Genomic DNA, 17,386 nt, shown 5'->3' with positions numbered 1-17,386 from the left:
CGGAAGGACCCGCGATCAATTGATGGATTCCGCGCGGCGCGGTCAGGCGGCGAGGGCGCGTGGCGGGTAGCGTGTCCATGCCTCGCGGGCCCGGATCGCGAAGCGCTGGTGGAAGATCGCATGCGCGCGCTCGTAGAACGGAAACCGCTTGGTGTATTTAGGTGCCCGCACGAAGATCAGCACGGGCATGACCCCACCGCGTCTACGTTGGTAGACACCATCCGGCGAACCCCTACGGCCACGCGAGACAAAGTAGGTAGTGCCACCCGTACGCGCGATGCGGGCACGCGAGCGCGGCGTCGCATTCATCTGATAACCGGCACGACCTTCGGCGGCGCCCAGTCGCGAGAGGATGCGAACGATGTCGCCTCCCCGCATGTTGCCATAGGCGTCGAGGCCAACGCTCTTCCCCGGCACGCAATACTCATCGGACCGAAGAATGCCGACGCGTTCCAACGCCCGCTCGTGCCGCTTCTTGCGTCGCCCGCCGCCCTCAACCTGTGGGCCGAGATATTTCCAGGCGGGAATCGATCCAAATCCTTCCTTGAACTGAACGATGGCGGTCAGCAGATGCTTCGTCGCCGGCCTTACAAACAAGGAATTGGACGAGAACGGCGTTGGCCGATCAAACACCGCGCGAATGGTCTCGCGTTCGCCATCGCGGATATCCTGCGCCACTTTGGTCAGCGTATAGGCCAGCTGAAAAGGTGTGACCTCATTGCGAATGTGCCGAAAGGCGCGGAGCACAGCGCTGGCATCGGCCCGGATAAGTGCGGCCATCGGTGCTGCTGCTGCCAGATCGAACAAAGCGCCGCGGGTCGCAGCCCCGATGGGTTCGGCCCGCGGCGAAGTTTGCGGGAGAAAACGCCCAAGGATGTGGGCGACGGCAGCCACAACGCATGCCGTCACCCTATGGCTTCAAACGCGAAAGCCCGACGCATCGCTGCGCCGGGCTTTGCTCTATCCTTGACAAGATGGATGAACGGCATGCGTCACATGGGAGACTCCCGGGTTGGCGCGCGGCGCGATTTTCACGGCCGCCGCATACCCTATAGCAATAAAAACCCCGGCGCTGCGCAGCACCGGGGCCACCGTTCTGACAAAACCGAGAAACTTTGTGCCGGTAAGCGGCAGCACGGGCAATCGCCCGGTGTGTAGCGCGTCCGCGCCGTCGAGGGACTTGAGCAGGGGAAGCGCTGGTTGCGCCTGGCTTACCTACATCGCCTCGATCTGGTGCGGATAGGCCAGAATCGGCACGATCCGCCCCAACAGCAGAGTCTCAAGCACGATTCGGCCGTCCTCCGCAAGCCTGCGCACAATACTGGGCGGCCAGCGGCTGTAGGTATCGTCAACAAACCGCACTTTATCCCCAGGTTTGTGGCGATGCGCCTTCATTGGATCGTGTGGCAGATTCAGTCCGGCCTCGATCATCCGGATGATATCGATGTCACGGTCGGTCAAGGCGGCGGCGTGACCGCCGCCATCGCGCACAAAACCGGTTATGCCGGGCGTGGCATGCACGCAGCTCCAGGGATCGCCGCTGTCGGGGTGCACCGCCAGAAACAGGTAGCCGGGCATCACCGCGCGGAACACGGCGCGCCGTACACGGCACTGACCGCGGCGATGCCCGCCCGCATGCACCTGGTCGACAAAGCACGGCCAGTACACCCATTGCCGCTCAGTCTTGAGAAAATCCGCCGCCTTCTGCTCGTAGGTCGGACGAACCGTAAGCGCGCGCCACTGGCGCGGCGCGTGGAAGTCGAGCAATGCCGGCCCCAGCGCCATCCCCCACACATCCGCCATGGTCGGATCCGTCTTGGCAAACATCGTCACTCCCCTTGATCGCTCATTTCATGATTGGCTACTGGCATCGCCGACGCCGCCAGCGACAGCGACCCATCCTTGCGCGGCGGCCACAGCCACGGCACCCGCAGGCCGAACTTGGCGACCTTCCAAGCCACGGTTTTGCCGGGCATGATTTCCTTCTGCACGACCTCGCCGGTGAACAGGTTAAACGGCTTGATGCCGACAAATGCGCACCATGCGCCGCACTGCTGCGAGCCGTCCTCAACGATCGGCCATTCACCGGATTCCAGATCGAACGCTTGGCCAAGGGCACGCATTGCTTCCGACAGCGGCTTCGATCGCAGCAGCCCAAGCCCATGGTCGGCGACCATGCGTGCGACCGGTTCGGGGTCGTCGCAAATCCGCGCCAGCACGCACAGCGCGCGCCAATCGGCCGAGCCATCGGCGATAAACACCGGTGGCTCGCGCACGACCGGATCGGGCGGGGCGTATTTTTGCCAGTTCGCCCAGGCATCGGTTTCGCGGATGAAGGTTTGCGCCGATGGTTTCCCCGGCGGCCGCTTTTGCCGGCGCCGCCAGGCGATCAACCCCTTGGCCGCTGCGACCAACCGCCGCTTTTCGTCCGCGGTCAGTGCTGCGAACAGCTGCTTGGCGATCGACACGCGCACGATCGGATCGCCGTCCGCGGCGAACGCGGTTTCGAATGCCTGCCAGCCTTCAACCTCCACCACATTCGACGCCTCGCCCCCCGGAGGGGGGTTGGGGGGAGAATCTTTCTGTGGTTCAGAATTACGGTTCATATAGGGGTCGCAGCAGTGCGACGGGGGGGGGTCGCTCCCCAGCGACGGGGGGGTGTCAGCCTGCGACCCCCCCGTCTCAGCCTGCGACGGGGGGGTAGGGTAATCCATTGCCCCGAATTCCCCTCTATTACCCAGCGCTGTCTCAGGCTTCGACGACTCATCGTCGCTATCTGAATCGTCCACAGGCGACGCGATACGGCGATCAAGCAGCAGCCGGATTTCATCGCTGGTGCGGCGCCCCCTGCCCGCGGCATTGATCTTGCCGGTGTCGTCTTCCCAACGCGGGAATCGCGCGATCGCGCCAATCTCTTCCAATTCTTTCAGCCGCCGCTGCACCGTGGCTTTGGACTGTTGCGATTTTTCGGCCATGTATTTTACCGACGGCCAGGCCACCCCTTCCGGGTTTGCGCAGTCGGCCAGCACAAACAGCAGGCACTGCGCGCGCGGATCGCCGGTCGCCTGTTCCATCGCCCAATTCATCGCCCGCACGCTCATGACGCCTCCGCCGCGGCCGCGGCCACACATGGCGGCGTCCTATCGCCCTGCCACGCAGCGCCGGCGGCGGTGCGCCAGACCCGCCACGGCAGGCCGTGCGGCGGGTGCACGGTGATCTTGATCAGTCCGCACTGCGGACAGCGGCGATGGGTTTCCTGACAACCGGAAACCGTGCCGTCGACGACAGTGGTGCGATCGCTCCAGCGATGCCGGGGCGATCGAAGGGTGGTGGTCATGATCGTGCTTTGCGCCTCGTTGCGGTTCTTTTTCGACGCCTTACGCTGTTCTCGTCACCGGACAAATGCGGGGTGACGAGACCCCGAGCGGCGATGGCAATCCGAGCTGCATCGTTCTCGTCACCGGACAAATGCGGGGTGACGAGACCGAGTCCGGTCAAGCTGTTGAGACTGTCCGGTGATTTGCTCTTGCGAGCAGGCGGGAGACCCGCCACTTGCGCGCTCAACCCGCGCAAATTGATCTTGTCAGACGCGCCGCGACAGCCGCGTCGGTCGGGCCTGCACGGTGCGGGCTTCGAGTTCCTGCAGTTTGGGCGCGGCCATCCGGCGTTCGAGATCGGTCTTGACCAGACGGCAGATGCCGTTAGCGGCGCCGATCACGACGCGGCCCTGTTCGACATCTGCTTTACCGCGCCGAGCCTGGTCGATCAGGCTGTTAAGCGCGACGGTGGCGGTCACGAGTTCAGGCGTGCGAATTGATGGCATGGGGTCACTTCCTCATTGCGCGGCGCGCGCGCCGCAGGGTTTTGGACGCAGCCACCAGCTCTGGGCCGATGGCGATAGCCGGCGCAGTGTCAGTAATGACATCGCAGCGGATATTGGCTTCGGCGGCCTTGTAGGTGAGCATGCTCACCGCCATGGCCGGCGCTTGATTAAGCGTGTTGCAATTAAGCCTGGAGACGGTTTCGACCGCGGCGCCCCATTGGCTGGCGTCGCCGCGCGGACTGGCGGTTGCCTGTTTGATATCCGGCTTGATGACGGTGAGATCGGCGGCCAATTGCACGATCGCGGTCGACCAGCGGTGAAGATTATATTTGCGCTTGCGCGCCGCCCTGGCGGTCAGTCGCGCCGCGCGGGCGGTTTCGCGCCGCCAACGCCAGGAGGGTTTGCAGAACGGTTTGCGCGGGAACCGTCTATCCCGCACCGACTTGATCGCGTCGACCTTGGCGATCATGACGGCATTCTCGTCACCGGACAAATGCGGGGTGACGAGACCTTGGCAAGGCGTCGAGCACTGCGTCACCGTGTTCTCGTCACCGGACAAATGCGGGGTGACGAGACCCGGATTCCAGATCGAACGCTTGGCCAAGGGGTTCTCGTCACCGGACAAATGCGGGGTGACGAGACCCGGAGTCCGGTCAAGCTGTTGAGACTGTCCGGTGATTTGCTCTTGCGAGCAGGCGGGAGACCCGCCACTTGCGCGCTCAACCCGCGCAAACTGATCGATCAGATCGAGCCTGATCGTAAGCCGTTCGGCGCCAGCCACCCGGCGCGCCGCGCATTCTACCACAACGGACAACCACCAGCGGCCATCGCGATAGATGATCTCGCCCGTGCGCCAGGACAGCGGCTGCGCGGGCAATAGCCCGCGCGCCTTGATCGTTCCCGCCACGCCCTTGACGTAGAGCCGCCAGCCGCCGGCCTTTGCCGCAGCGGCGGCGCGGTCAAGCGACCAGCCCGATCCCATGCACTCGGTAAACGAGATCGACATGCCGCCGCGCGTGCGCTTGTAGCGCGGATAACCCGCTTGCGCGCCGGCGCCCTGCTTAGCCCGCCGGAAAAACGCTTTGAAAGCGCTGTCGAGATGTTGCGCGACGCCGCGCGCCGCCGCCACCGACAGCGCCGCCCACTCCGGACATTCGGCACGGAGCGTGGTGATTTCCTTGTATTGCTGGCGCTTATTCAGCGTCCTCTTCTCTCGCCGATAGACGTCCTCGCGCCGCTGCAGAAGCGCGTTCCAGAGTTCGGCCATCATCCGCGCCTGCGCTTCCAGAGCCGCCACTTGCATCGGGCTCGGGTACAGCTTGAATGTATAGCGCCGCAGCACGTTGACACTCATGCGCCGGCTCCATCGCACCCGCCCGCGGCCGAGCGCCCCGACTGTCGTTCGAACCATCGCACCAGGCAGGCCTTGACCAAGGCCCAGGTCGACTCACGCTTACGGCGCCGCCGCTGCGATTCACGCTCGAGCGTCGTCGCGCAGGAGGGCTCGAGACCGACACTGACCGCCACGGTTCCGCGGCCGGCGCCACGGGTCGCCGGCGGGATAATCCGGATTCGCTCCACGCCGGCCGTCGCGATCTCGGCGGCGACCAGGCCACCGGCGGCGCGGTAACGCGACACGCCGCGGCGCGCGGCATGGCGCGAGAGCGCCGCGATGATCTCGGGGTGCAGATTGACCGTGACGTCGATCAAGCGACCAGAGCCCGCTTCGTCGCCCGGCGCCGGCCGCCGCCGGCGGCGACCCTGGGCTGCGACGGGCGGCGGCGGCTTGATCGGCGCCGCCGTGTTCGCCGCATCTTTCGCTTGTGTGACCTGCTCGGATTCCGGCAGCAGCAGATCGATGCCGTGCTTGCGGCAGACGCCTGCGAACATACCAGCATCCCAACCGAGCATGCGCCTGGTGGATTCGGCCGATCGGCCGCTGCGGAGGGCCGCGCGGATCGCGTTCACGGCATCGGGGGTATACGGCGTCATGGCACGGCCTCCGGCATTTGGGCGGGTGAGCCACCCTGGATCGAGGCCCATCGCGCGCCACAGCTTGACGCTCATTTCGGTGCGGCCATTCGCAGCCTCGATCACATAGAGTTCCGACAAGCCATGGGCGCGCGCGAAGGCTTCTAAGCCGCCGTACTGCGCGGCTTTCCGAACCAGCGTTGCGCGAACGTGGGGTTTGTCAAAGGCGGCGCACTGCGGTTGAAATTGTGCGTTCATACGCTGGACCCACCCTGCTGGCTTGGGGTCTTGCCGTGCGCGAGCGGGGTGTTCTGCAAAAACTCGCGACGGTCGGCTTCCAGATCCGCGGCGGTGGTGCCGTCGGAGTGGTCGCGCAGCGAGGGGCGCGCGCGTTTGGCCATCACCATGGTCGCGATGTTAAGATCGAAGATTGGCTTATTGTGTCGCTCGAAATACGCGACCTCGTAGGCGATGCCGGCCGACTCCTGCCAGCCTTCCATATGTGCGACGATCAGCACGCGGGCGGCGTTCATCATAGCTTCATCGAACGGCAGCCAGAGCGCATGGTCGAGCGGATCGAGGCCGCCATGCACCGCGAGCGGATGGGTGTGGGCGATCGGGGAATAGACCTTGACGCCGGCCAATATCATCTTGGCCGCCAATCGCGCGGCGTCCGCGAACGCACGCTCGATGCCGCCCGGATAGCGGCTGTACGGCGTCGCCAGATAGCACAACGGCGCGCGTTGCAGATCGCTCATGCGGCGGCCCCCTCCGCGAGCACCGCGATCACTTCATGGATCGATACGCAGATATCGCTCGCGAGCAAGTTCATCAATTCCGGCTCACCATCGGCGAGCAGCACGATGCAGCGCTTGCCGGCGCCGCAGAACCATCCCGCTTCGAGGTGAGCCGAGCGCCCGCACGGAAGCACCAGCACGCAGGTGTCGGCCCATTGCATCGCGCGCAGATCGGAAACGAATCCATGCGACGCGACGGGGTGCGTGAGCAGCAATTGGCGATATTTCTCCGGGCTCCAATGCTGGAATTCGGGATCAATCTGTCGCCAGCTGAAACCCGCTTCGCTATGCGGCGGTTGGCGGAAATCATAGACCGCGTGCCCAGCCAGGCGCAGGCGGTCGACGACCATCGGCTGATCCTGATTGCGCCAACTCGATGCGACGTAGATGCGGCTCATGATTCCCCCTGTTCCGGCGTCATGGTGCCATCGTCCAGCACGGCATCGGCGATCCGATCGCGGCTGATGATGTCGAGCAGCGCACCGGCGACGAATTCCGGTGACGCCCCGCGGGCGCGGCCGGCGGCGCGCAGATAGTTGAGTGTGTCCGTGCCGAGCGCGACCGCGATCTCGGCCCATCCAACGGTCGGGCCCTTGCCGCGGTACGGCACGCGCGCGCCATCGCGCCGCGCCTTGCGGATCGCTTTGTGGACCGCCGCGGTGGTCAGCCCCGGCACCGCCAGCTCGGCGAGAATCGCTTTGTTGCCCAAGCCATCGCGCGCCAGCGCGACGATCGCGGCGCGGACTTCCGGCGTGACAAGGGTCCCGGTCATGCCGTCACCCGCCGCCGCAGGAATTCTGGAATTGTGAGGTCGTCGGCGGTGACCAATGGCACGCGCCAATCGCCGTCGCGCCGGCAACAAGCACCAACGAGCGGCGTGAGCGAGAACGGCACAGCCGGCGTATCGGATTGCGCCGGTTCGGCTTCATTGCCCCAGGCATCCCAGCCCGGCCGCGCCGGGCCGCGCCGGTTCAATTCGATCTTGGGCAGTGTCGGAAACGCGCGTTCGATCAGCTGTGCGAACGCTTCCGGCTTGGCCGAGTGCCGGCCCTGCCACGGCGCGGCGATCACCGAGCCACACAGCGCCGTCGCCGGCGCCGGAACATTGCCGCGCGTGCCGACCATCAGCAATTCGTGCTCGCCGGTAAACCAGAAGCCCGACCCGCGCCCGTGGCCGTTACGGGTCTTGTGCCAGATGACATGGGTTTTGTAGGCGAAGCCCCAATGGCTGATGACTTCGAGCGCCGCGGGGGTCATCGGCGCCGTCGCCCACAGGAACAGCACACAATCGGCGGCGGCGATGGTCGCGACCGGCCGCGCACAGATGTCGATGGTCTTGGAGGTCGGGTAGTGATTGTCGGCGGCGCGATCCATTCCGGTGTCCCGGCTGTAAGGCTCGAATTGCCATTCCGGATCGGCCAGGATCACGCCGTATTTTTTATCGGGTAGCGCCAATTGCTTTTCGCCGAGCGCGGCTTCGCGGCTGGCGCGGGCTTCCTGCTTAATGACGCTGCGCACGACATTGGTACGGCCGGCATCGGCCTCCGCGGCGATGCGGCGCTGCATTTCCGTGGTTAGCTTAGCGGCCTGCGCCGCCGCCGACACCGCCAGCCGGCCCTGATCGACGGCGCGCTGGAGTTCCGGAGCGCCGCGGTCATGCACGACCTTGGCGTGCCGCACCAGCCGCTCGGAAACGCTGAGCATCCGCGCCGCATCGGGCTGCGCCACCTTCGGCAAATTTGCCGAAGGTTCCAAATCGGTGCGCTCGCCTTGCCGCATGGTCGCCAGGCGATCCGCGACCATCGCGCGCTGGCTTTCGTTGAGGTGCCGCCGCCTGAGGTTCTTCGAGATCACGAAGCCGAGCGGGTCGCCGTCAACCGACGGCACGAACCGGATGAAATATTTCGTCCGGTCCGGGCCGTCGTCGTCTTCCAATAGACCGGCCGCCAGCGCCGCCCGGTAGCGGTTGCGGCCGTCGAGGATCGCGCCATCCAGCACGACGATGCGTTCGCGGAGATCGTTGGCCTTGAGATCGGCCGCAAGCTCCGCGAACTCAGCCCCCTCGATCAAGGGGAACAGATCGGCGTATGGATGGAACGGCAGCATCAGTTTTCCGACCGTCCAAACACCGCGGGGCGGTTGGCGCGCGGCAACAGCCGCGCCGACGGCGACGGACCGGCGGACGGCGGCGTTTTCGGTTTGCGTTTCGGCGCGGCGCTGCGCGGTGTCACGCGCGGCGATCGGCGTTTGCGCTTGCTGGCCATTGCTGTCCTCCCCGATTGAAAATCTGTCGCTGCCGCACGCCGAACACGACCAACGCTGAACTCAGGAACGCAGAACCATCATCGCCGCCATCGCGCTGGCTACGGCCGATGTCTCATCATGTTGTCGCCAAACAGCGCGACCCATTGCGCAATGAAGTCGGTATCCGGCGACAGCGTACCGGCGCAGATCGATTGCACGGCAGCCCGCACCCGCTGCTGCGCGAGATGGTCGGCGATCTCGACAAATTGCGCCGCGAAGTTGTGTGGTTGCAGCCAACACGCCCGCAAATGCCCGGTCAGCATGACATTCCGGTCGACATCCGGATCGATGGTGACAACCCAGATTTCGTGGGTCGCATTGTCGCGATAGAACCGGGTGATCACACCCGGCAGCGGGCGCAAATGAATCAGCACCACCGAATAGGAGTGCCAGCACGGATGCGCGCCGGGCGCTTCGACCACCCAATGCGCCAGCGCGCCGTCGTCATCGGCGGAAATTCCCTTGGCGCGCCGCAACGCCGCAAGGTCGACCAGCCAAGCTTTGCCGCGCGCTCCTTCCAGCACCGCCGGTGCGGCGATCGGGTGCTTGATCGGCGCGGCCAAATCAACATCGCCGATCAAGCGGCGGATGGCAGAGGCGCTGGTTCCGATCTGTGCCATCACGCCCACCGGACTCTCGGCCACCGCAGCGCCGACACCGCATGCGCGATCAGCCCAGCCAGCATCGCCGACGCGCCGATGGCGATGGCGAGATCGCGCAGCAACCCATGATCGGTCGGCGGCGGCGCGGCCCGATCGACCGCCGGCGGCAACGGCCGCGCGGCCACCGCCGCAGCGCGCGGCGACACCGCCACGGTGGCGATCGGCCGCGGCACGATGGCCGCCGCCGGCGTTACCAATCCAGAGGGCGCGGACGCCGGCGATCGCGTCGCCGCAAACGCATGCTCGAAATCCGACACCGCGCGCGCCGCCTGGCTAGGAGGATGTCTCACAGCGGCGCGCGCGGGCCGGGCCGCCCCCGTGGTCCGGCGGATGGCGGAACGGGATTTTTTAACCCTGGCCGGCGCGGCGGCGCGCAGGACTTTCTGCGGCGCGGCGGCGGCGCCGGGCGGCGCGGCGAAAGCCACGCCGCCGCCCGCCATGAGCGCCAGCAGCAGCAGCGCCGCCGATGCGGCCAACCAGCGGGCCGGCCTATTGCAGTTCGCGGATAAGCGCCAGCTTGCCCGCGTCCGACACCGCGCGGGCGCCGGCGAGCCAGTATCTGGCGATCCGGGTTTTGACGCCGGCCGCGGCGGCCCAATGCTCGGCCGTCTTGCGCGGCCAGATGCCGCGCGCGGCCCGGGCGTAGATTCCGGTGCACTCCAGTGCACCGCGGTGCACTCCAGTACACCGGATTGCGGTTGAGAAACCGGCCGCCCCCGATTCGATTCCACCCATGACCACGCCCTCACGCTACCGACAAAGAAACCCCCGCCCGACCTACCGCCCACTACCGTTTGGGCGCAAAAGTCGGGGTTGTTTTTTACAATTAATACACGTTGAACTCTTAGCCTGCCGGCCAAGAACACCACAACTGGCAAGGAGCAAGTATGGCGAGAACGGCCTTTGTCGACACCAGCAACGCCCCGGAGTTTTTCGCCCACGAACTGCACGATTGCGAATTGTTCGGCGCGGTCTGCCGGCTGGTGCCGGTGGCCTATCGCAAGAACGCCAGCGGGATGTTTGTCGCCGAGGCACCGTGCACGTTGGTATTGCCAACCACGATCGTTGCCGGCGCCGCACGGCTGATCCTCAAACGGCTGGAAGGCGGAGGTGCTCACTGAACCAGCCTCATGAGGGTTTTTCGCTCCCGCTGGAGCCGCGCGCCGGTGAAGGCACCGTTGGTTTCAACCTCGATGCGCGCCTGGAGATCGGCGGACATGCCACGCTTGCCTTGCAGAATCGAAGACAGGTGCCCCCGTGAGATACCAAGGCGGCGCGCGAACTCAGCATCGCTACCGACGTTTGCGTCGATCCACTCCGCCAATGGATGCTCCCGCTCTTCTGGCTGATTCATGATAGATGTTTGCCATCAGCAAACGGCATTTGCAACCGAAAAAGTTTGCTGTGGGCAAATCGCTTTTTCGCCCGCGCCGACCGACAATCACGGCATGTTAAAACGCCCGCGAAATCAGCCGAAAATCGCAAATCGCACGCGATCTTTTCGCGGACGGATGCCCCGCCGCCAGCCAGGACCGACCGAACAACTTCACATTGGATCTTGGCTCGCGGCACTCGAACTCAAGCAGATTGATGTCGCACAGCGCGCCAAGATTGGCCGCGCCTACCTCAACAATCTGATCAATCCCAAGACACCAGATAAGCCGCCGAACCCATCAGCGTTGGTGATGCTGCGCCTATCCCGCGTTATGGGCGTCAGCGTAAACGAATTATACGAAGAACCGCCGACCAGGGCCGAACTGGCTCGCCTGCGCCGATATCAACCCGCGACATTGGGGAGCCTGTTGGAAACGAGGAGCTAGAACCGCATGCGCGCCGCGCTCGCTTTCTTCATTCTCGCACTACCATCAGCCGGATACGCTCAAGAGGCCACCCTACTCTGCGCACTTGTTAAAGATGATCCCGCGCGGCTGGCTTGCTTCGATGCCCTCACGCGCAAGCCGGCGGCCGACCGTGGACCTACACAGGCGGCAGAATGGCATATTAGCGAGAGCCGCTCGCCATTGGACGACGGCCCGCAGGTCCACGCAGTACTTTTGTCGCGCGATGGACGGTCCTCGCTCGTCCTGCGCTGCCATGAGAATGCAACGGAGGTCGCATTCTCGGACAAAGAATTCCTGGGTACTGGACAAGCGATCCGCATGACCTACCGTATTGGGAAGAACCCACCTATCAATGGCAGCTGGCTGCCATCCCAGCAGGGCGTGGCTGCTTTTGCCCCCAATGCCGGCTCATTCCTTCGCGCCCTCCCCGACCACGAAATGTTGTTTCTACGCGCCACCGGCTGGCGTGGCCAGAGTCACGACGGCACCTTCGATTTAGGCAAGGTCTCCGAGGTCCGCGAACGTATCGCCATGGCTTGCAAATGGTCCGCAGCTCCAACCGGCAAGGCCAAGGCGCCAAAATAATCTCCCGCTTGAAAGGTGTTTTCTATCAGCAAACGTTTTCGCTTGACCGAAATGTTTGCTTATGGCAAACATCTGGTCGTGACCGACCTCAACCCGTAGCGACTGATCGTTATGCCCAAGCGTGAGCTGATCGACATCGCCGGCGAGGTCCGCGGCGAAACCGACAAGGCGATACGTCTTTTTGACGGCAAAACAATCGCCTGGTTGCCGAAATCGCAAGTTGAGGACAACCGCGACGGGACGTTCACGATGCCGGAGTGGTTGGCCAAGGATAAGGGTTTCATCTGATGCCGATGACCCCTCCGTCCGACCCGCTCGCCGAGCTGATCACCCTGATCGGCGGCGAACCGCAGCGTCCCCCACAGTCAGGAGTAATCATGAACAAGCACCAGCGCAGCCAACCGGCCGCCGCCCAAGCCAGCCAAGCCTTGGCCGAGGCCGCACTCCACGACAGCACCGCCGACATCAACGACATCGACACCATCGACGACCTGCGCGCGGAGATCGACGAACTCAGCGACCTGGTGGTGGCGCTCAAGCGCACCAATCAGCAACTCAATGCCGAGAACGACCGGCTGGTGGCGCTGCTCGAGCACGCCGGTGCCGAGCACGCCTGTCAAACCATCCAGCTGCGCGCCGAGCTGGAACGCGACCGCGCCGAGCGGCGCTATTACGAAAAGCTGCTCGACTATGCCCGCGCCACCACCCACGGCGTCGCCGAAGCGCTCGCCGATGCGCTGAGCCGGCACCAGCAAAGCGCGCAGCGCCAGATCGGCCAGCAGCGCGGCGCGGAGTCCGACCGATGACCGCGCTATCGCCGATCCAGGCCGGCGCGCTGCGCAGCGCGCTGGCCGAACCGCTGCACCGGCTGCGCGGCAACCGCTGGGTGCGGCAATCGCTGTTCGACACTGTGGGCGGCGCGCACCGCAGCAGCACCGTGCGTGCCTGTGTCCGCCGCGGCTGGCTCAAGACCACCGGCCGCGCGGTCGGCCGCATGCACCTGGTCGAGATCACGCCGGCAGGCCGCGCCGCGCTGTTGCACAGCCCGCCCAGCATCCGCGCCCAAAATCAGCGACCGGCGATCGCCGCGGCGGTGGAGCACAGTCCATGACGATGGCGAGCAACATTTTGACCAAGCGCCCGGCACCGCCGGTCACCGAGGATCGGATTTGGCGGGAGTTCCGCGCCAGCCAGATCCGCGCCCGCGAGCGCTATGCCAACCTCACGGCCGATCGGCGCGATGACATCGTCGTGACGACGGCGCAGGTGGCGGAGCGCCTATTGAGATATTAACACCATGACCAATGCACTTTGCACCCTGTGCGGTGCGCCGATGCCGGCCGGCGAGGAAATGTTCAAATTCCACGGCTATAGCGGGCCGTGCCCTAAGCCGCCCAAGGCGCGTGCGGCCGATACGGGGGTCGAGCGCCCCCCGACTGGGCCGCGCTCTATCGCGACACCGCCCACACGCCGGATTGATCGGTGGCAGAGCGCTCGCTTCGACGATCGGCAGATCGCCTATTGGGCGGACGATGGTGGTATCGCTTTAACTTCCACCGATGCACGGAAGACGGGTGATTAAGGATTGGCATGAATGTCCTCGACCTATTTTCAGGCATCGGCGGATTCAGCCTCGGCCTCGAACGAGCCGGGATGCGAACCGTTGGGTTCTGCGAAATCGACGACTACTGCCGCGAAGTCCTGGCCGAACGGTGGCCGGGAGTCCCATGCGCCATTGATGTCACCGCCCGAGAATTTATCCCAGGAGAGGCCGACATCGTGTGCGGAGGCTTCCCCTGTCAAGACATCAGCCACGCTGGGCAACGTGCCGGAATTACCGGAGAACGTTCGGGACTCTGGCGGCATCTCCTACGAGCCATTCGCGTGGTTCGACCCCGTTACGCAATCGTGGAGAACGTGGCAGCGTTGCTTGGTCGAGGGATGGGCAGCGTTCTCGGGGACTTGGCCGAGATCGGGCAGGATGCGGAATGGCATTGCATACCGGCGAGTGCCGTTGGTGCCCCTCACATCCGTGATCGGGTCTGGATCATTGTTGCCGACCCCTCGCGCGGAGGGGATGGACTCGATGGGCTCGGGCAAGCACTCGAAAGACAGCTTGCTGGTTCAGTCGCGTACTTGGCCGACACCTACCGCAGTGGACGGCCGGAGGGGCAACAAGCCGCCGCGGCCCTGGGACACGGGCATTCCGCTCGCGCAAGCGGTGGTGCTGTATCCGACGCCATCAGCGAGCGAGTACACGTCGAACCGTTCACCGTCGCCGAATGCAGCGGTGCGCTACTCGCTCACGGGGATGGCGCGGTACAACAAGTGGCCCACGCCGACAGCACGGGACTACCGATCGGGCGACCAGCCGAACAGCCGCAGAGCCCAGGCGAAGCGATCAGGCGAGTGGCACAGCCCGAACCTGAACGATATTGCGGCGCCTGGTGGGCAGTTGAACCCGACGTGGGTCGAGTGGCTCATGGGGTTCCCGCTCGGGTGGACCGACTTAAAGCGCTTGGCAATTCCGTCGTCCCGCAAATCCCGGAAATCATCGGGCGGGCAATCATGAGTGCCGAACGCCCATCATTAACTTCTACCAAACGGCCGGGTGACTGATGCCACGCACCGGCGCCACCATCACCCAGGCCGATGTTGCACGCGCTATCCGCGCCGCAAAGCAAGCCGGCGCCGCCGAGGTTGAGGTCACCACCCGCGACGGCGGCAAGATTTTGATCCGGCTGACGCCGCAAAGCACCGAGCCCCCCGTTGCACAGCGGCAGCCGGTGGTGCTGTGATGGACGCCATGCCGCGCCCACGCCCGCCATTTTTGCAGCGCGCCGTCACCCGCCACGGCCGGGTCGCCTGGTACGTCCGGCGCGACCGCGGGCCGCGCCTACGGCTGCGATCGGCCTATGGCTCGCCGGAATTTGAGCGCGAATATCAGGCGGCGATCGCCGGCACGCCGAAGCCCGCGCCGCGTGGCGAAAGCGCGGGCACCGTGGCCTGGTTGATCGCGCGCTACCGCGAGACCACCGCCTGGCGCGATCTGTCGATGGCGACCCGGAAACAACGCGAGAATATTTTTAAGGGCGTGCTCAAGACCGCCGGCCATGAATCGATGGCGCTGGCGGCGGCCGATATTATTGCCGGCCGCGATCGGCGCGCGGCGACGCCCTATCAGGCGCGGCATTTTCTGGATGCGCTGCGCGGGCTCTACCGCTGGGCGCACGCCGCCGGCCTGGTCAGGCAGGACCCGACGCTGGGCGTGGCGCCGCCCAAGACCAAAAAAGGCCCAGGCTTTCCGCGCTGGACGGAGGATGATGTCGCCGCTTATGAGCGGCGCTGGCCGATCGGCACCAAGGAAAGAGTCTGGTTTGATGTGCTGTGCTACACCGGCGGCCGGCGCGGCGATGCGGCGGTGATCGGCCGCCAGCATGTGCGCGATGGCGTCGCGACGTTTCGCACCGAAAAGAGCCGCGGCAAAGTCACAGTGACGATCCCGATCCTGCCGGTGCTGGCGCGCACGCTGGCCGCCGGGCCATGCGGCGACCTGACCTTCATCGTCGGCGCGCGCGGCAAGCCTTTGACCAAGGAGTCGTTCGGCAATGCTTTCAGCGAGGCGGCGCGCGCCGCCGGCATCGCCAAGTCCGCGCATGGCGTGCGCAAGATCGCCGCCATCCGCGCGGCGCTCAACGGTGCGACGCTGGCGCAGCTCAATGCACTGTTTGGCTGGACCGGAACGTCGATGGCGCTGCACTACACCCAGGAGGCCGACCGCATCCGGCTGGCCGGAGCGGCGGCGCATATGCTGGCGCCGCGCGACCAACAGAACGATTCTGGAACATCTATGCCCTCACCTCGCCGGAAGGTGCGGGCGTCAGAGCGAAAAGACCAATGATATCAATTAGATTTTTTGGTGCTGGTGGGAGAGGTAGGACTCGAACCTACGAAGGCGTAAGCCAGCGGATTTACAGTCCGCCCCCTTTGCCACTCGGGACACTCTCCCATTTTCCGCCACTTGCAACGCCGGCTTCAGATATTCGTTAAAGCGGCGGGAAGCAACAAATCGGGGGCGTTTTATGGGGAGGGCCCCGGTCCAAGTCAATCAAACAAGTCAACCAAACAAGTTTGGCCGCCCATGGGCTACCCGCGGGATGGGCCACCCGCGGGGCGATTTTGCTCTGACTTGCGGTGGCGCGGCATCGCCGCTAGGTCATCGAGCAGAAGGGGTACCCACAATGCGCGATCGACCGAAAAGCCGGCCAGAACCGGCGACGCGACCGGGTACCCATCGCGGTGCCCCATTCGACTCCAAACCGGTCTCCAAACCCAGTGCCAAACCCGGCGCAAAACCGGGATCCAAGCCCGGCACCACCCATGAGCAGCGCGACCGGCGCGCCCGCTTCGAACGCGCCCGGCGCGACAGCCTGCGGCCGGAGCATCGCACCGTGCTTTATGGCTGGCACACCGTCGTAGCCGCGCTGGCGAACCCGGCGCGCCGGATTCATCTGCTGCTGGCGACCGAAAACACCGCCCGCCGCCTCACCGAGGAAGGCGTCAAGGCGTCGCCGCAAGTGGTGCGACCCACGGCGATTGCCGAGCGGCTGACGCCGGACGCGGTACATCAGGGCCTTTACCTCGAAACCGACCCCCTGCCCGCGCCCGCGCTGGCCGATATCAGCGGCCCGGTGCTGGTGCTCGACCAGATCACCGATCCGCATAATGTCGGCGCGATCCTGCGCACCGCCGCCGGCTTTGACGTCGCCGCCGTCATCACCACCGCGCGCCATAGTCCCGAAGCGACCGGCGCACTGGCCAAGGCCGCCTCCGGCGCGCTCGAACATGTGCCGATCGTCACCGTGCAAAATCTCGCGCGCGCCATGAGTGAATTGCAGGAGCGCGGCTATCTGTTGGTCGGCCTCGACGCCGAGAGCGAGCGCGCGCTGGGCGATGTGCCGATGCGCGCACCGCTGGCGCTGGTGCTGGGCGCGGAGGGTAAGGGTCTGCGGCAATTGACGCGCGAAAGCTGCGACCATGTCGGCCGGATCGAGCTGCCGGGCAAGATCAAATCGCTCAATGTGTCGAATGCCGCGGCGCTCGCGCTCTATATCGCCGCCCAGCGGCTGGCCTGATCGGCGCGTTAGAGCCGATACGACGGCAGAGCGCGAAAATGCACCGGACCGACATACGGATAGTCCGGCAGCCGGCGCGGCCGCGCGATCGTCGGCTTGGTGTAAATACCCGGACCGGAATAGACCGGACCGCGATCGACAATATAGATCCGCCGCCGCTCGGATGAATCCGCCATCGTGACGGTCGCGATGACGATGGTGGCGGTGGCGGTCGCGATGGAAAATAGCTGTCGGAGCATCGTGGTCCCTCGGCTTTGCAATGCGTCGA

At 65.3% G+C, this 17,386-nt stretch carries 29 protein-coding genes, 1 tRNA gene and 1 pseudogene; 14 read left to right on the top strand and 17 right to left on the bottom strand.

The window, feature by feature from the left end; genetic code table 11:
* Positions 1 to 42: 42 nt before the first annotated feature.
* The 11 genes from Q0D31_RS19815 to Q0D31_RS19765 form a co-directional block, all read right to left on the bottom strand.
* On the bottom strand, positions 43 to 780 hold the full coding sequence (locus Q0D31_RS19815) for a hypothetical protein (RefSeq protein ID WP_291854839.1): 738 nt from the start codon (positions 778 to 780) through the stop codon (positions 43 to 45).
* 435 nt (positions 781 to 1,215) lie between these two features.
* Positions 1,216 to 1,827: a transcription termination/antitermination NusG family protein gene (locus Q0D31_RS19810; protein ID WP_291854837.1), complete on the bottom strand. Its 612-nt coding sequence runs from the start codon at positions 1,825 to 1,827 to the stop codon at positions 1,216 to 1,218.
* Between the two features lie 2 nt (positions 1,828 to 1,829).
* Entirely contained in the window at positions 1,830 to 3,101 is a 1,272-nt protein-coding gene (locus Q0D31_RS19805; protein ID WP_291854836.1) for a helix-turn-helix domain-containing protein, read from the bottom strand.
* Positions 3,098 to 3,337 carry a hypothetical protein gene (locus Q0D31_RS19800; RefSeq protein ID WP_291854833.1) on the bottom strand — a complete coding sequence of 80 codons (240 nt, stop codon included), beginning with the start codon at positions 3,335 to 3,337 and terminating at the stop codon, positions 3,098 to 3,100. The genes Q0D31_RS19805 and Q0D31_RS19800 overlap by 4 nt, the downstream gene beginning before the upstream one ends.
* 246 nt (positions 3,338 to 3,583) lie before the next feature.
* Complete coding sequence (locus Q0D31_RS19795) at positions 3,584 to 3,823, bottom strand: hypothetical protein (protein ID WP_291854831.1); 240 nt, start codon at positions 3,821 to 3,823, stop codon at positions 3,584 to 3,586.
* Between the two features lie 4 nt (positions 3,824 to 3,827).
* Positions 3,828 to 5,177 (bottom strand): transposase, encoded by a 1,350-nt coding sequence (locus Q0D31_RS19790; protein ID WP_291854830.1) that lies wholly within the window; start codon positions 5,175 to 5,177, stop codon positions 3,828 to 3,830.
* A complete protein-coding gene (locus Q0D31_RS19785; RefSeq protein ID WP_291854828.1) occupies positions 5,174 to 5,935 on the bottom strand; it encodes a hypothetical protein in 762 nt (253 codons plus the stop codon). The genes Q0D31_RS19790 and Q0D31_RS19785 overlap by 4 nt, the downstream gene beginning before the upstream one ends.
* 113 nt (positions 5,936 to 6,048) lie before the next feature.
* Positions 6,049 to 6,552, bottom strand: a complete 504-nt coding sequence (locus tag Q0D31_RS19780) for a DUF1937 family protein (protein WP_291854826.1) — start codon at positions 6,550 to 6,552, stop codon at positions 6,049 to 6,051.
* A complete protein-coding gene (locus Q0D31_RS19775) occupies positions 6,549 to 6,989 on the bottom strand; it encodes a hypothetical protein (protein ID WP_366518534.1) in 441 nt (146 codons plus the stop codon). The genes Q0D31_RS19780 and Q0D31_RS19775 overlap by 4 nt, the downstream gene beginning before the upstream one ends.
* A complete protein-coding gene (locus Q0D31_RS19770; RefSeq protein WP_291854811.1) occupies positions 6,986 to 7,363 on the bottom strand; it encodes a hypothetical protein in 378 nt (125 codons plus the stop codon). The genes Q0D31_RS19775 and Q0D31_RS19770 overlap by 4 nt, the downstream gene beginning before the upstream one ends.
* Positions 7,360 to 8,697 carry an MT-A70 family methyltransferase gene (locus tag Q0D31_RS19765; protein ID WP_291854808.1) on the bottom strand — a complete coding sequence of 446 codons (1,338 nt, stop codon included), beginning with the start codon at positions 8,695 to 8,697 and terminating at the stop codon, positions 7,360 to 7,362. The genes Q0D31_RS19770 and Q0D31_RS19765 overlap by 4 nt, the downstream gene beginning before the upstream one ends.
* Here Q0D31_RS19765 and Q0D31_RS19760 point away from each other — a divergent pair.
* Positions 8,683 to 8,874 (top strand): hypothetical protein, encoded by a 192-nt coding sequence (locus Q0D31_RS19760; protein WP_291854805.1) that lies wholly within the window; start codon positions 8,683 to 8,685, stop codon positions 8,872 to 8,874. The genes Q0D31_RS19765 and Q0D31_RS19760 overlap by 15 nt on opposite strands.
* A gap of 80 nt (positions 8,875 to 8,954) precedes the next feature.
* Here the strand turns inward: Q0D31_RS19760 and Q0D31_RS19755 are convergent, their stop codons facing one another.
* Genes Q0D31_RS19755 through Q0D31_RS19745 form a run of 3 tightly spaced genes read right to left on the bottom strand, consistent with a single transcriptional unit; the run spans position 8,955 to position 10,235 of the window.
* Entirely contained in the window at positions 8,955 to 9,515 is a 561-nt protein-coding gene (locus Q0D31_RS19755) for a hypothetical protein (protein WP_291854802.1), read from the bottom strand.
* The gene (locus Q0D31_RS19750) at positions 9,515 to 10,033 is read right to left on the bottom strand and encodes a hypothetical protein (protein ID WP_291854799.1); all 519 of its coding nucleotides are present in this window, start codon (positions 10,031 to 10,033) and stop codon (positions 9,515 to 9,517) included. The genes Q0D31_RS19755 and Q0D31_RS19750 overlap by 1 nt, the downstream gene beginning before the upstream one ends.
* A gap of 13 nt (positions 10,034 to 10,046) precedes the next feature.
* Positions 10,047 to 10,235: a hypothetical protein gene (locus Q0D31_RS19745; RefSeq protein WP_291854796.1), complete on the bottom strand. Its 189-nt coding sequence runs from the start codon at positions 10,233 to 10,235 to the stop codon at positions 10,047 to 10,049.
* A gap of 209 nt (positions 10,236 to 10,444) precedes the next feature.
* On the opposite strand from Q0D31_RS19745, the gene Q0D31_RS19740 reads away from it, so the two are divergent.
* Positions 10,445 to 10,678 carry a hypothetical protein gene (locus Q0D31_RS19740; protein WP_291854793.1) on the top strand — a complete coding sequence of 78 codons (234 nt, stop codon included), beginning with the start codon at positions 10,445 to 10,447 and terminating at the stop codon, positions 10,676 to 10,678.
* Here Q0D31_RS19740 and Q0D31_RS19735 read toward each other — a convergent pair.
* Positions 10,672 to 10,911: a hypothetical protein gene (locus Q0D31_RS19735; RefSeq protein WP_291854790.1), complete on the bottom strand. Its 240-nt coding sequence runs from the start codon at positions 10,909 to 10,911 to the stop codon at positions 10,672 to 10,674. The two genes, Q0D31_RS19740 and Q0D31_RS19735, sit on opposite strands and share 7 nt — an antisense overlap.
* Here Q0D31_RS19735 and Q0D31_RS19730 point away from each other — a divergent pair.
* The 11 genes and pseudogenes from Q0D31_RS19730 to Q0D31_RS19680 all read left to right on the top strand — a co-directional run bounded on the left by Q0D31_RS19730 (position 10,910) and on the right by Q0D31_RS19680 (position 15,884).
* Positions 10,910 to 11,377 (top strand): helix-turn-helix transcriptional regulator, encoded by a 468-nt coding sequence (locus tag Q0D31_RS19730; protein ID WP_291854787.1) that lies wholly within the window; start codon positions 10,910 to 10,912, stop codon positions 11,375 to 11,377. The two genes, Q0D31_RS19735 and Q0D31_RS19730, sit on opposite strands and share 2 nt — an antisense overlap.
* A gap of 6 nt (positions 11,378 to 11,383) precedes the next feature.
* On the top strand, positions 11,384 to 11,983 hold the full coding sequence (locus Q0D31_RS19725; protein ID WP_291854783.1) for a hypothetical protein: 600 nt from the start codon (positions 11,384 to 11,386) through the stop codon (positions 11,981 to 11,983).
* A gap of 111 nt (positions 11,984 to 12,094) precedes the next feature.
* Complete coding sequence (locus tag Q0D31_RS19720) at positions 12,095 to 12,271, top strand: hypothetical protein (protein WP_291854780.1); 177 nt, start codon at positions 12,095 to 12,097, stop codon at positions 12,269 to 12,271.
* Positions 12,271 to 12,789, top strand: coding sequence for a hypothetical protein (locus Q0D31_RS19715; RefSeq protein WP_291854777.1), 519 nt, complete (start codon positions 12,271 to 12,273; stop codon positions 12,787 to 12,789). The genes Q0D31_RS19720 and Q0D31_RS19715 overlap by 1 nt, the downstream gene beginning before the upstream one ends.
* Positions 12,786 to 13,094 carry a hypothetical protein gene (locus tag Q0D31_RS19710; RefSeq protein WP_291854774.1) on the top strand — a complete coding sequence of 103 codons (309 nt, stop codon included), beginning with the start codon at positions 12,786 to 12,788 and terminating at the stop codon, positions 13,092 to 13,094. The genes Q0D31_RS19715 and Q0D31_RS19710 overlap by 4 nt, the downstream gene beginning before the upstream one ends.
* Entirely contained in the window at positions 13,091 to 13,276 is a 186-nt protein-coding gene (locus Q0D31_RS19705; protein ID WP_291854772.1) for a hypothetical protein, read from the top strand. The genes Q0D31_RS19710 and Q0D31_RS19705 overlap by 4 nt, the downstream gene beginning before the upstream one ends.
* A gap of 4 nt (positions 13,277 to 13,280) precedes the next feature.
* Positions 13,281 to 13,565: a hypothetical protein gene (locus tag Q0D31_RS19700; RefSeq protein WP_291854769.1), complete on the top strand. Its 285-nt coding sequence runs from the start codon at positions 13,281 to 13,283 to the stop codon at positions 13,563 to 13,565.
* 8 nt (positions 13,566 to 13,573) lie between these two features.
* Positions 13,574 to 13,981: pseudogene (locus Q0D31_RS19695) on the top strand (DNA cytosine methyltransferase); the annotation flags it as partial.
* 88 nt (positions 13,982 to 14,069) lie between these two features.
* Entirely contained in the window at positions 14,070 to 14,555 is a 486-nt protein-coding gene (locus tag Q0D31_RS19690; protein ID WP_291854938.1) for a hypothetical protein, read from the top strand.
* 46 nt (positions 14,556 to 14,601) lie between these two features.
* On the top strand, positions 14,602 to 14,781 hold the full coding sequence (locus Q0D31_RS19685) for a hypothetical protein (RefSeq protein ID WP_291854766.1): 180 nt from the start codon (positions 14,602 to 14,604) through the stop codon (positions 14,779 to 14,781).
* Positions 14,782 to 14,789: 8 nt separating this feature from the next.
* Entirely contained in the window at positions 14,790 to 15,884 is a 1,095-nt protein-coding gene (locus tag Q0D31_RS19680) for a tyrosine-type recombinase/integrase (protein ID WP_291854762.1), read from the top strand.
* 22 nt (positions 15,885 to 15,906) lie between these two features.
* Here the strand turns inward: Q0D31_RS19680 and Q0D31_RS19675 are convergent.
* Positions 15,907 to 15,992 (bottom strand) — tRNA-Tyr (locus Q0D31_RS19675).
* Positions 15,993 to 16,224: 232 nt separating this feature from the next.
* Here Q0D31_RS19675 and rlmB point away from each other — a divergent pair.
* Positions 16,225 to 17,118, top strand: coding sequence for a 23S rRNA (guanosine(2251)-2'-O)-methyltransferase RlmB (gene rlmB / locus Q0D31_RS19670; protein WP_291854758.1), 894 nt, complete (start codon positions 16,225 to 16,227; stop codon positions 17,116 to 17,118).
* A gap of 8 nt (positions 17,119 to 17,126) precedes the next feature.
* Here rlmB and Q0D31_RS19665 read toward each other — a convergent pair whose 3' ends face one another.
* A complete protein-coding gene (locus Q0D31_RS19665; protein WP_291854753.1) occupies positions 17,127 to 17,357 on the bottom strand; it encodes a hypothetical protein in 231 nt (76 codons plus the stop codon).
* Positions 17,358 to 17,386 lie beyond the last annotated feature (29 nt).

The sequence above is a fragment of the Bradyrhizobium sp. genome, assembly GCF_022844465.1.
GTDB lineage: Bacteria > Pseudomonadota > Alphaproteobacteria > Rhizobiales > Xanthobacteraceae > Bradyrhizobium.
The sequence above is the reverse complement of the archived record's forward strand: the minus strand, read 5'-3'. Positions and strand labels throughout refer to the sequence as shown.

Coding starts and splice junctions, on each gene's coding strand:
- Q0D31_RS19815 (WP_291854839.1), bottom strand. CDS start 780: ATGGCCGCACTTATCCGGGCCGATGCCAGCGCTGTGCTCCGCGCCTTT.
- Q0D31_RS19810 (WP_291854837.1), bottom strand. CDS start 1,827: ATGTTTGCCAAGACGGATCCGACCATGGCGGATGTGTGGGGGATGGCG.
- Q0D31_RS19805 (WP_291854836.1), bottom strand. CDS start 3,101: ATGAGCGTGCGGGCGATGAATTGGGCGATGGAACAGGCGACCGGCGAT.
- Q0D31_RS19800 (WP_291854833.1), bottom strand. CDS start 3,337: ATGACCACCACCCTTCGATCGCCCCGGCATCGCTGGAGCGATCGCACC.
- Q0D31_RS19795 (WP_291854831.1), bottom strand. CDS start 3,823: ATGCCATCAATTCGCACGCCTGAACTCGTGACCGCCACCGTCGCGCTT.
- Q0D31_RS19790 (WP_291854830.1), bottom strand. CDS start 5,177: ATGAGTGTCAACGTGCTGCGGCGCTATACATTCAAGCTGTACCCGAGC.
- Q0D31_RS19780 (WP_291854826.1), bottom strand. CDS start 6,552: ATGAGCGATCTGCAACGCGCGCCGTTGTGCTATCTGGCGACGCCGTAC.
- Q0D31_RS19775 (WP_366518534.1), bottom strand. CDS start 6,989: ATGAGCCGCATCTACGTCGCATCGAGTTGGCGCAATCAGGATCAGCCG.
- Q0D31_RS19770 (WP_291854811.1), bottom strand. CDS start 7,363: ATGACCGGGACCCTTGTCACGCCGGAAGTCCGCGCCGCGATCGTCGCG.
- Q0D31_RS19760 (WP_291854805.1), top strand. CDS start 8,683: ATGGAACGGCAGCATCAGTTTTCCGACCGTCCAAACACCGCGGGGCGG.
- Q0D31_RS19765 (WP_291854808.1), bottom strand. CDS start 8,697: ATGCTGCCGTTCCATCCATACGCCGATCTGTTCCCCTTGATCGAGGGG.
- Q0D31_RS19755 (WP_291854802.1), bottom strand. CDS start 9,515: ATGGCACAGATCGGAACCAGCGCCTCTGCCATCCGCCGCTTGATCGGC.
- Q0D31_RS19740 (WP_291854793.1), top strand. CDS start 10,445: ATGGCGAGAACGGCCTTTGTCGACACCAGCAACGCCCCGGAGTTTTTC.
- Q0D31_RS19730 (WP_291854787.1), top strand. CDS start 10,910: ATGATAGATGTTTGCCATCAGCAAACGGCATTTGCAACCGAAAAAGTT.
- Q0D31_RS19735 (WP_291854790.1), bottom strand. CDS start 10,911: ATGAATCAGCCAGAAGAGCGGGAGCATCCATTGGCGGAGTGGATCGAC.
- Q0D31_RS19725 (WP_291854783.1), top strand. CDS start 11,384: ATGCGCGCCGCGCTCGCTTTCTTCATTCTCGCACTACCATCAGCCGGA.
- Q0D31_RS19720 (WP_291854780.1), top strand. CDS start 12,095: ATGCCCAAGCGTGAGCTGATCGACATCGCCGGCGAGGTCCGCGGCGAA.
- Q0D31_RS19715 (WP_291854777.1), top strand. CDS start 12,271: ATGCCGATGACCCCTCCGTCCGACCCGCTCGCCGAGCTGATCACCCTG.
- Q0D31_RS19710 (WP_291854774.1), top strand. CDS start 12,786: ATGACCGCGCTATCGCCGATCCAGGCCGGCGCGCTGCGCAGCGCGCTG.
- Q0D31_RS19705 (WP_291854772.1), top strand. CDS start 13,091: ATGACGATGGCGAGCAACATTTTGACCAAGCGCCCGGCACCGCCGGTC.
- Q0D31_RS19700 (WP_291854769.1), top strand. CDS start 13,281: ATGACCAATGCACTTTGCACCCTGTGCGGTGCGCCGATGCCGGCCGGC.
- Q0D31_RS19690 (WP_291854938.1), top strand. CDS start 14,070: ATGGGCTCGGGCAAGCACTCGAAAGACAGCTTGCTGGTTCAGTCGCGT.
- Q0D31_RS19685 (WP_291854766.1), top strand. CDS start 14,602: ATGCCACGCACCGGCGCCACCATCACCCAGGCCGATGTTGCACGCGCT.
- Q0D31_RS19680 (WP_291854762.1), top strand. CDS start 14,790: ATGCCGCGCCCACGCCCGCCATTTTTGCAGCGCGCCGTCACCCGCCAC.
- rlmB (WP_291854758.1), top strand. CDS start 16,225: ATGCGCGATCGACCGAAAAGCCGGCCAGAACCGGCGACGCGACCGGGT.
- Q0D31_RS19665 (WP_291854753.1), bottom strand. CDS start 17,357: ATGCTCCGACAGCTATTTTCCATCGCGACCGCCACCGCCACCATCGTC.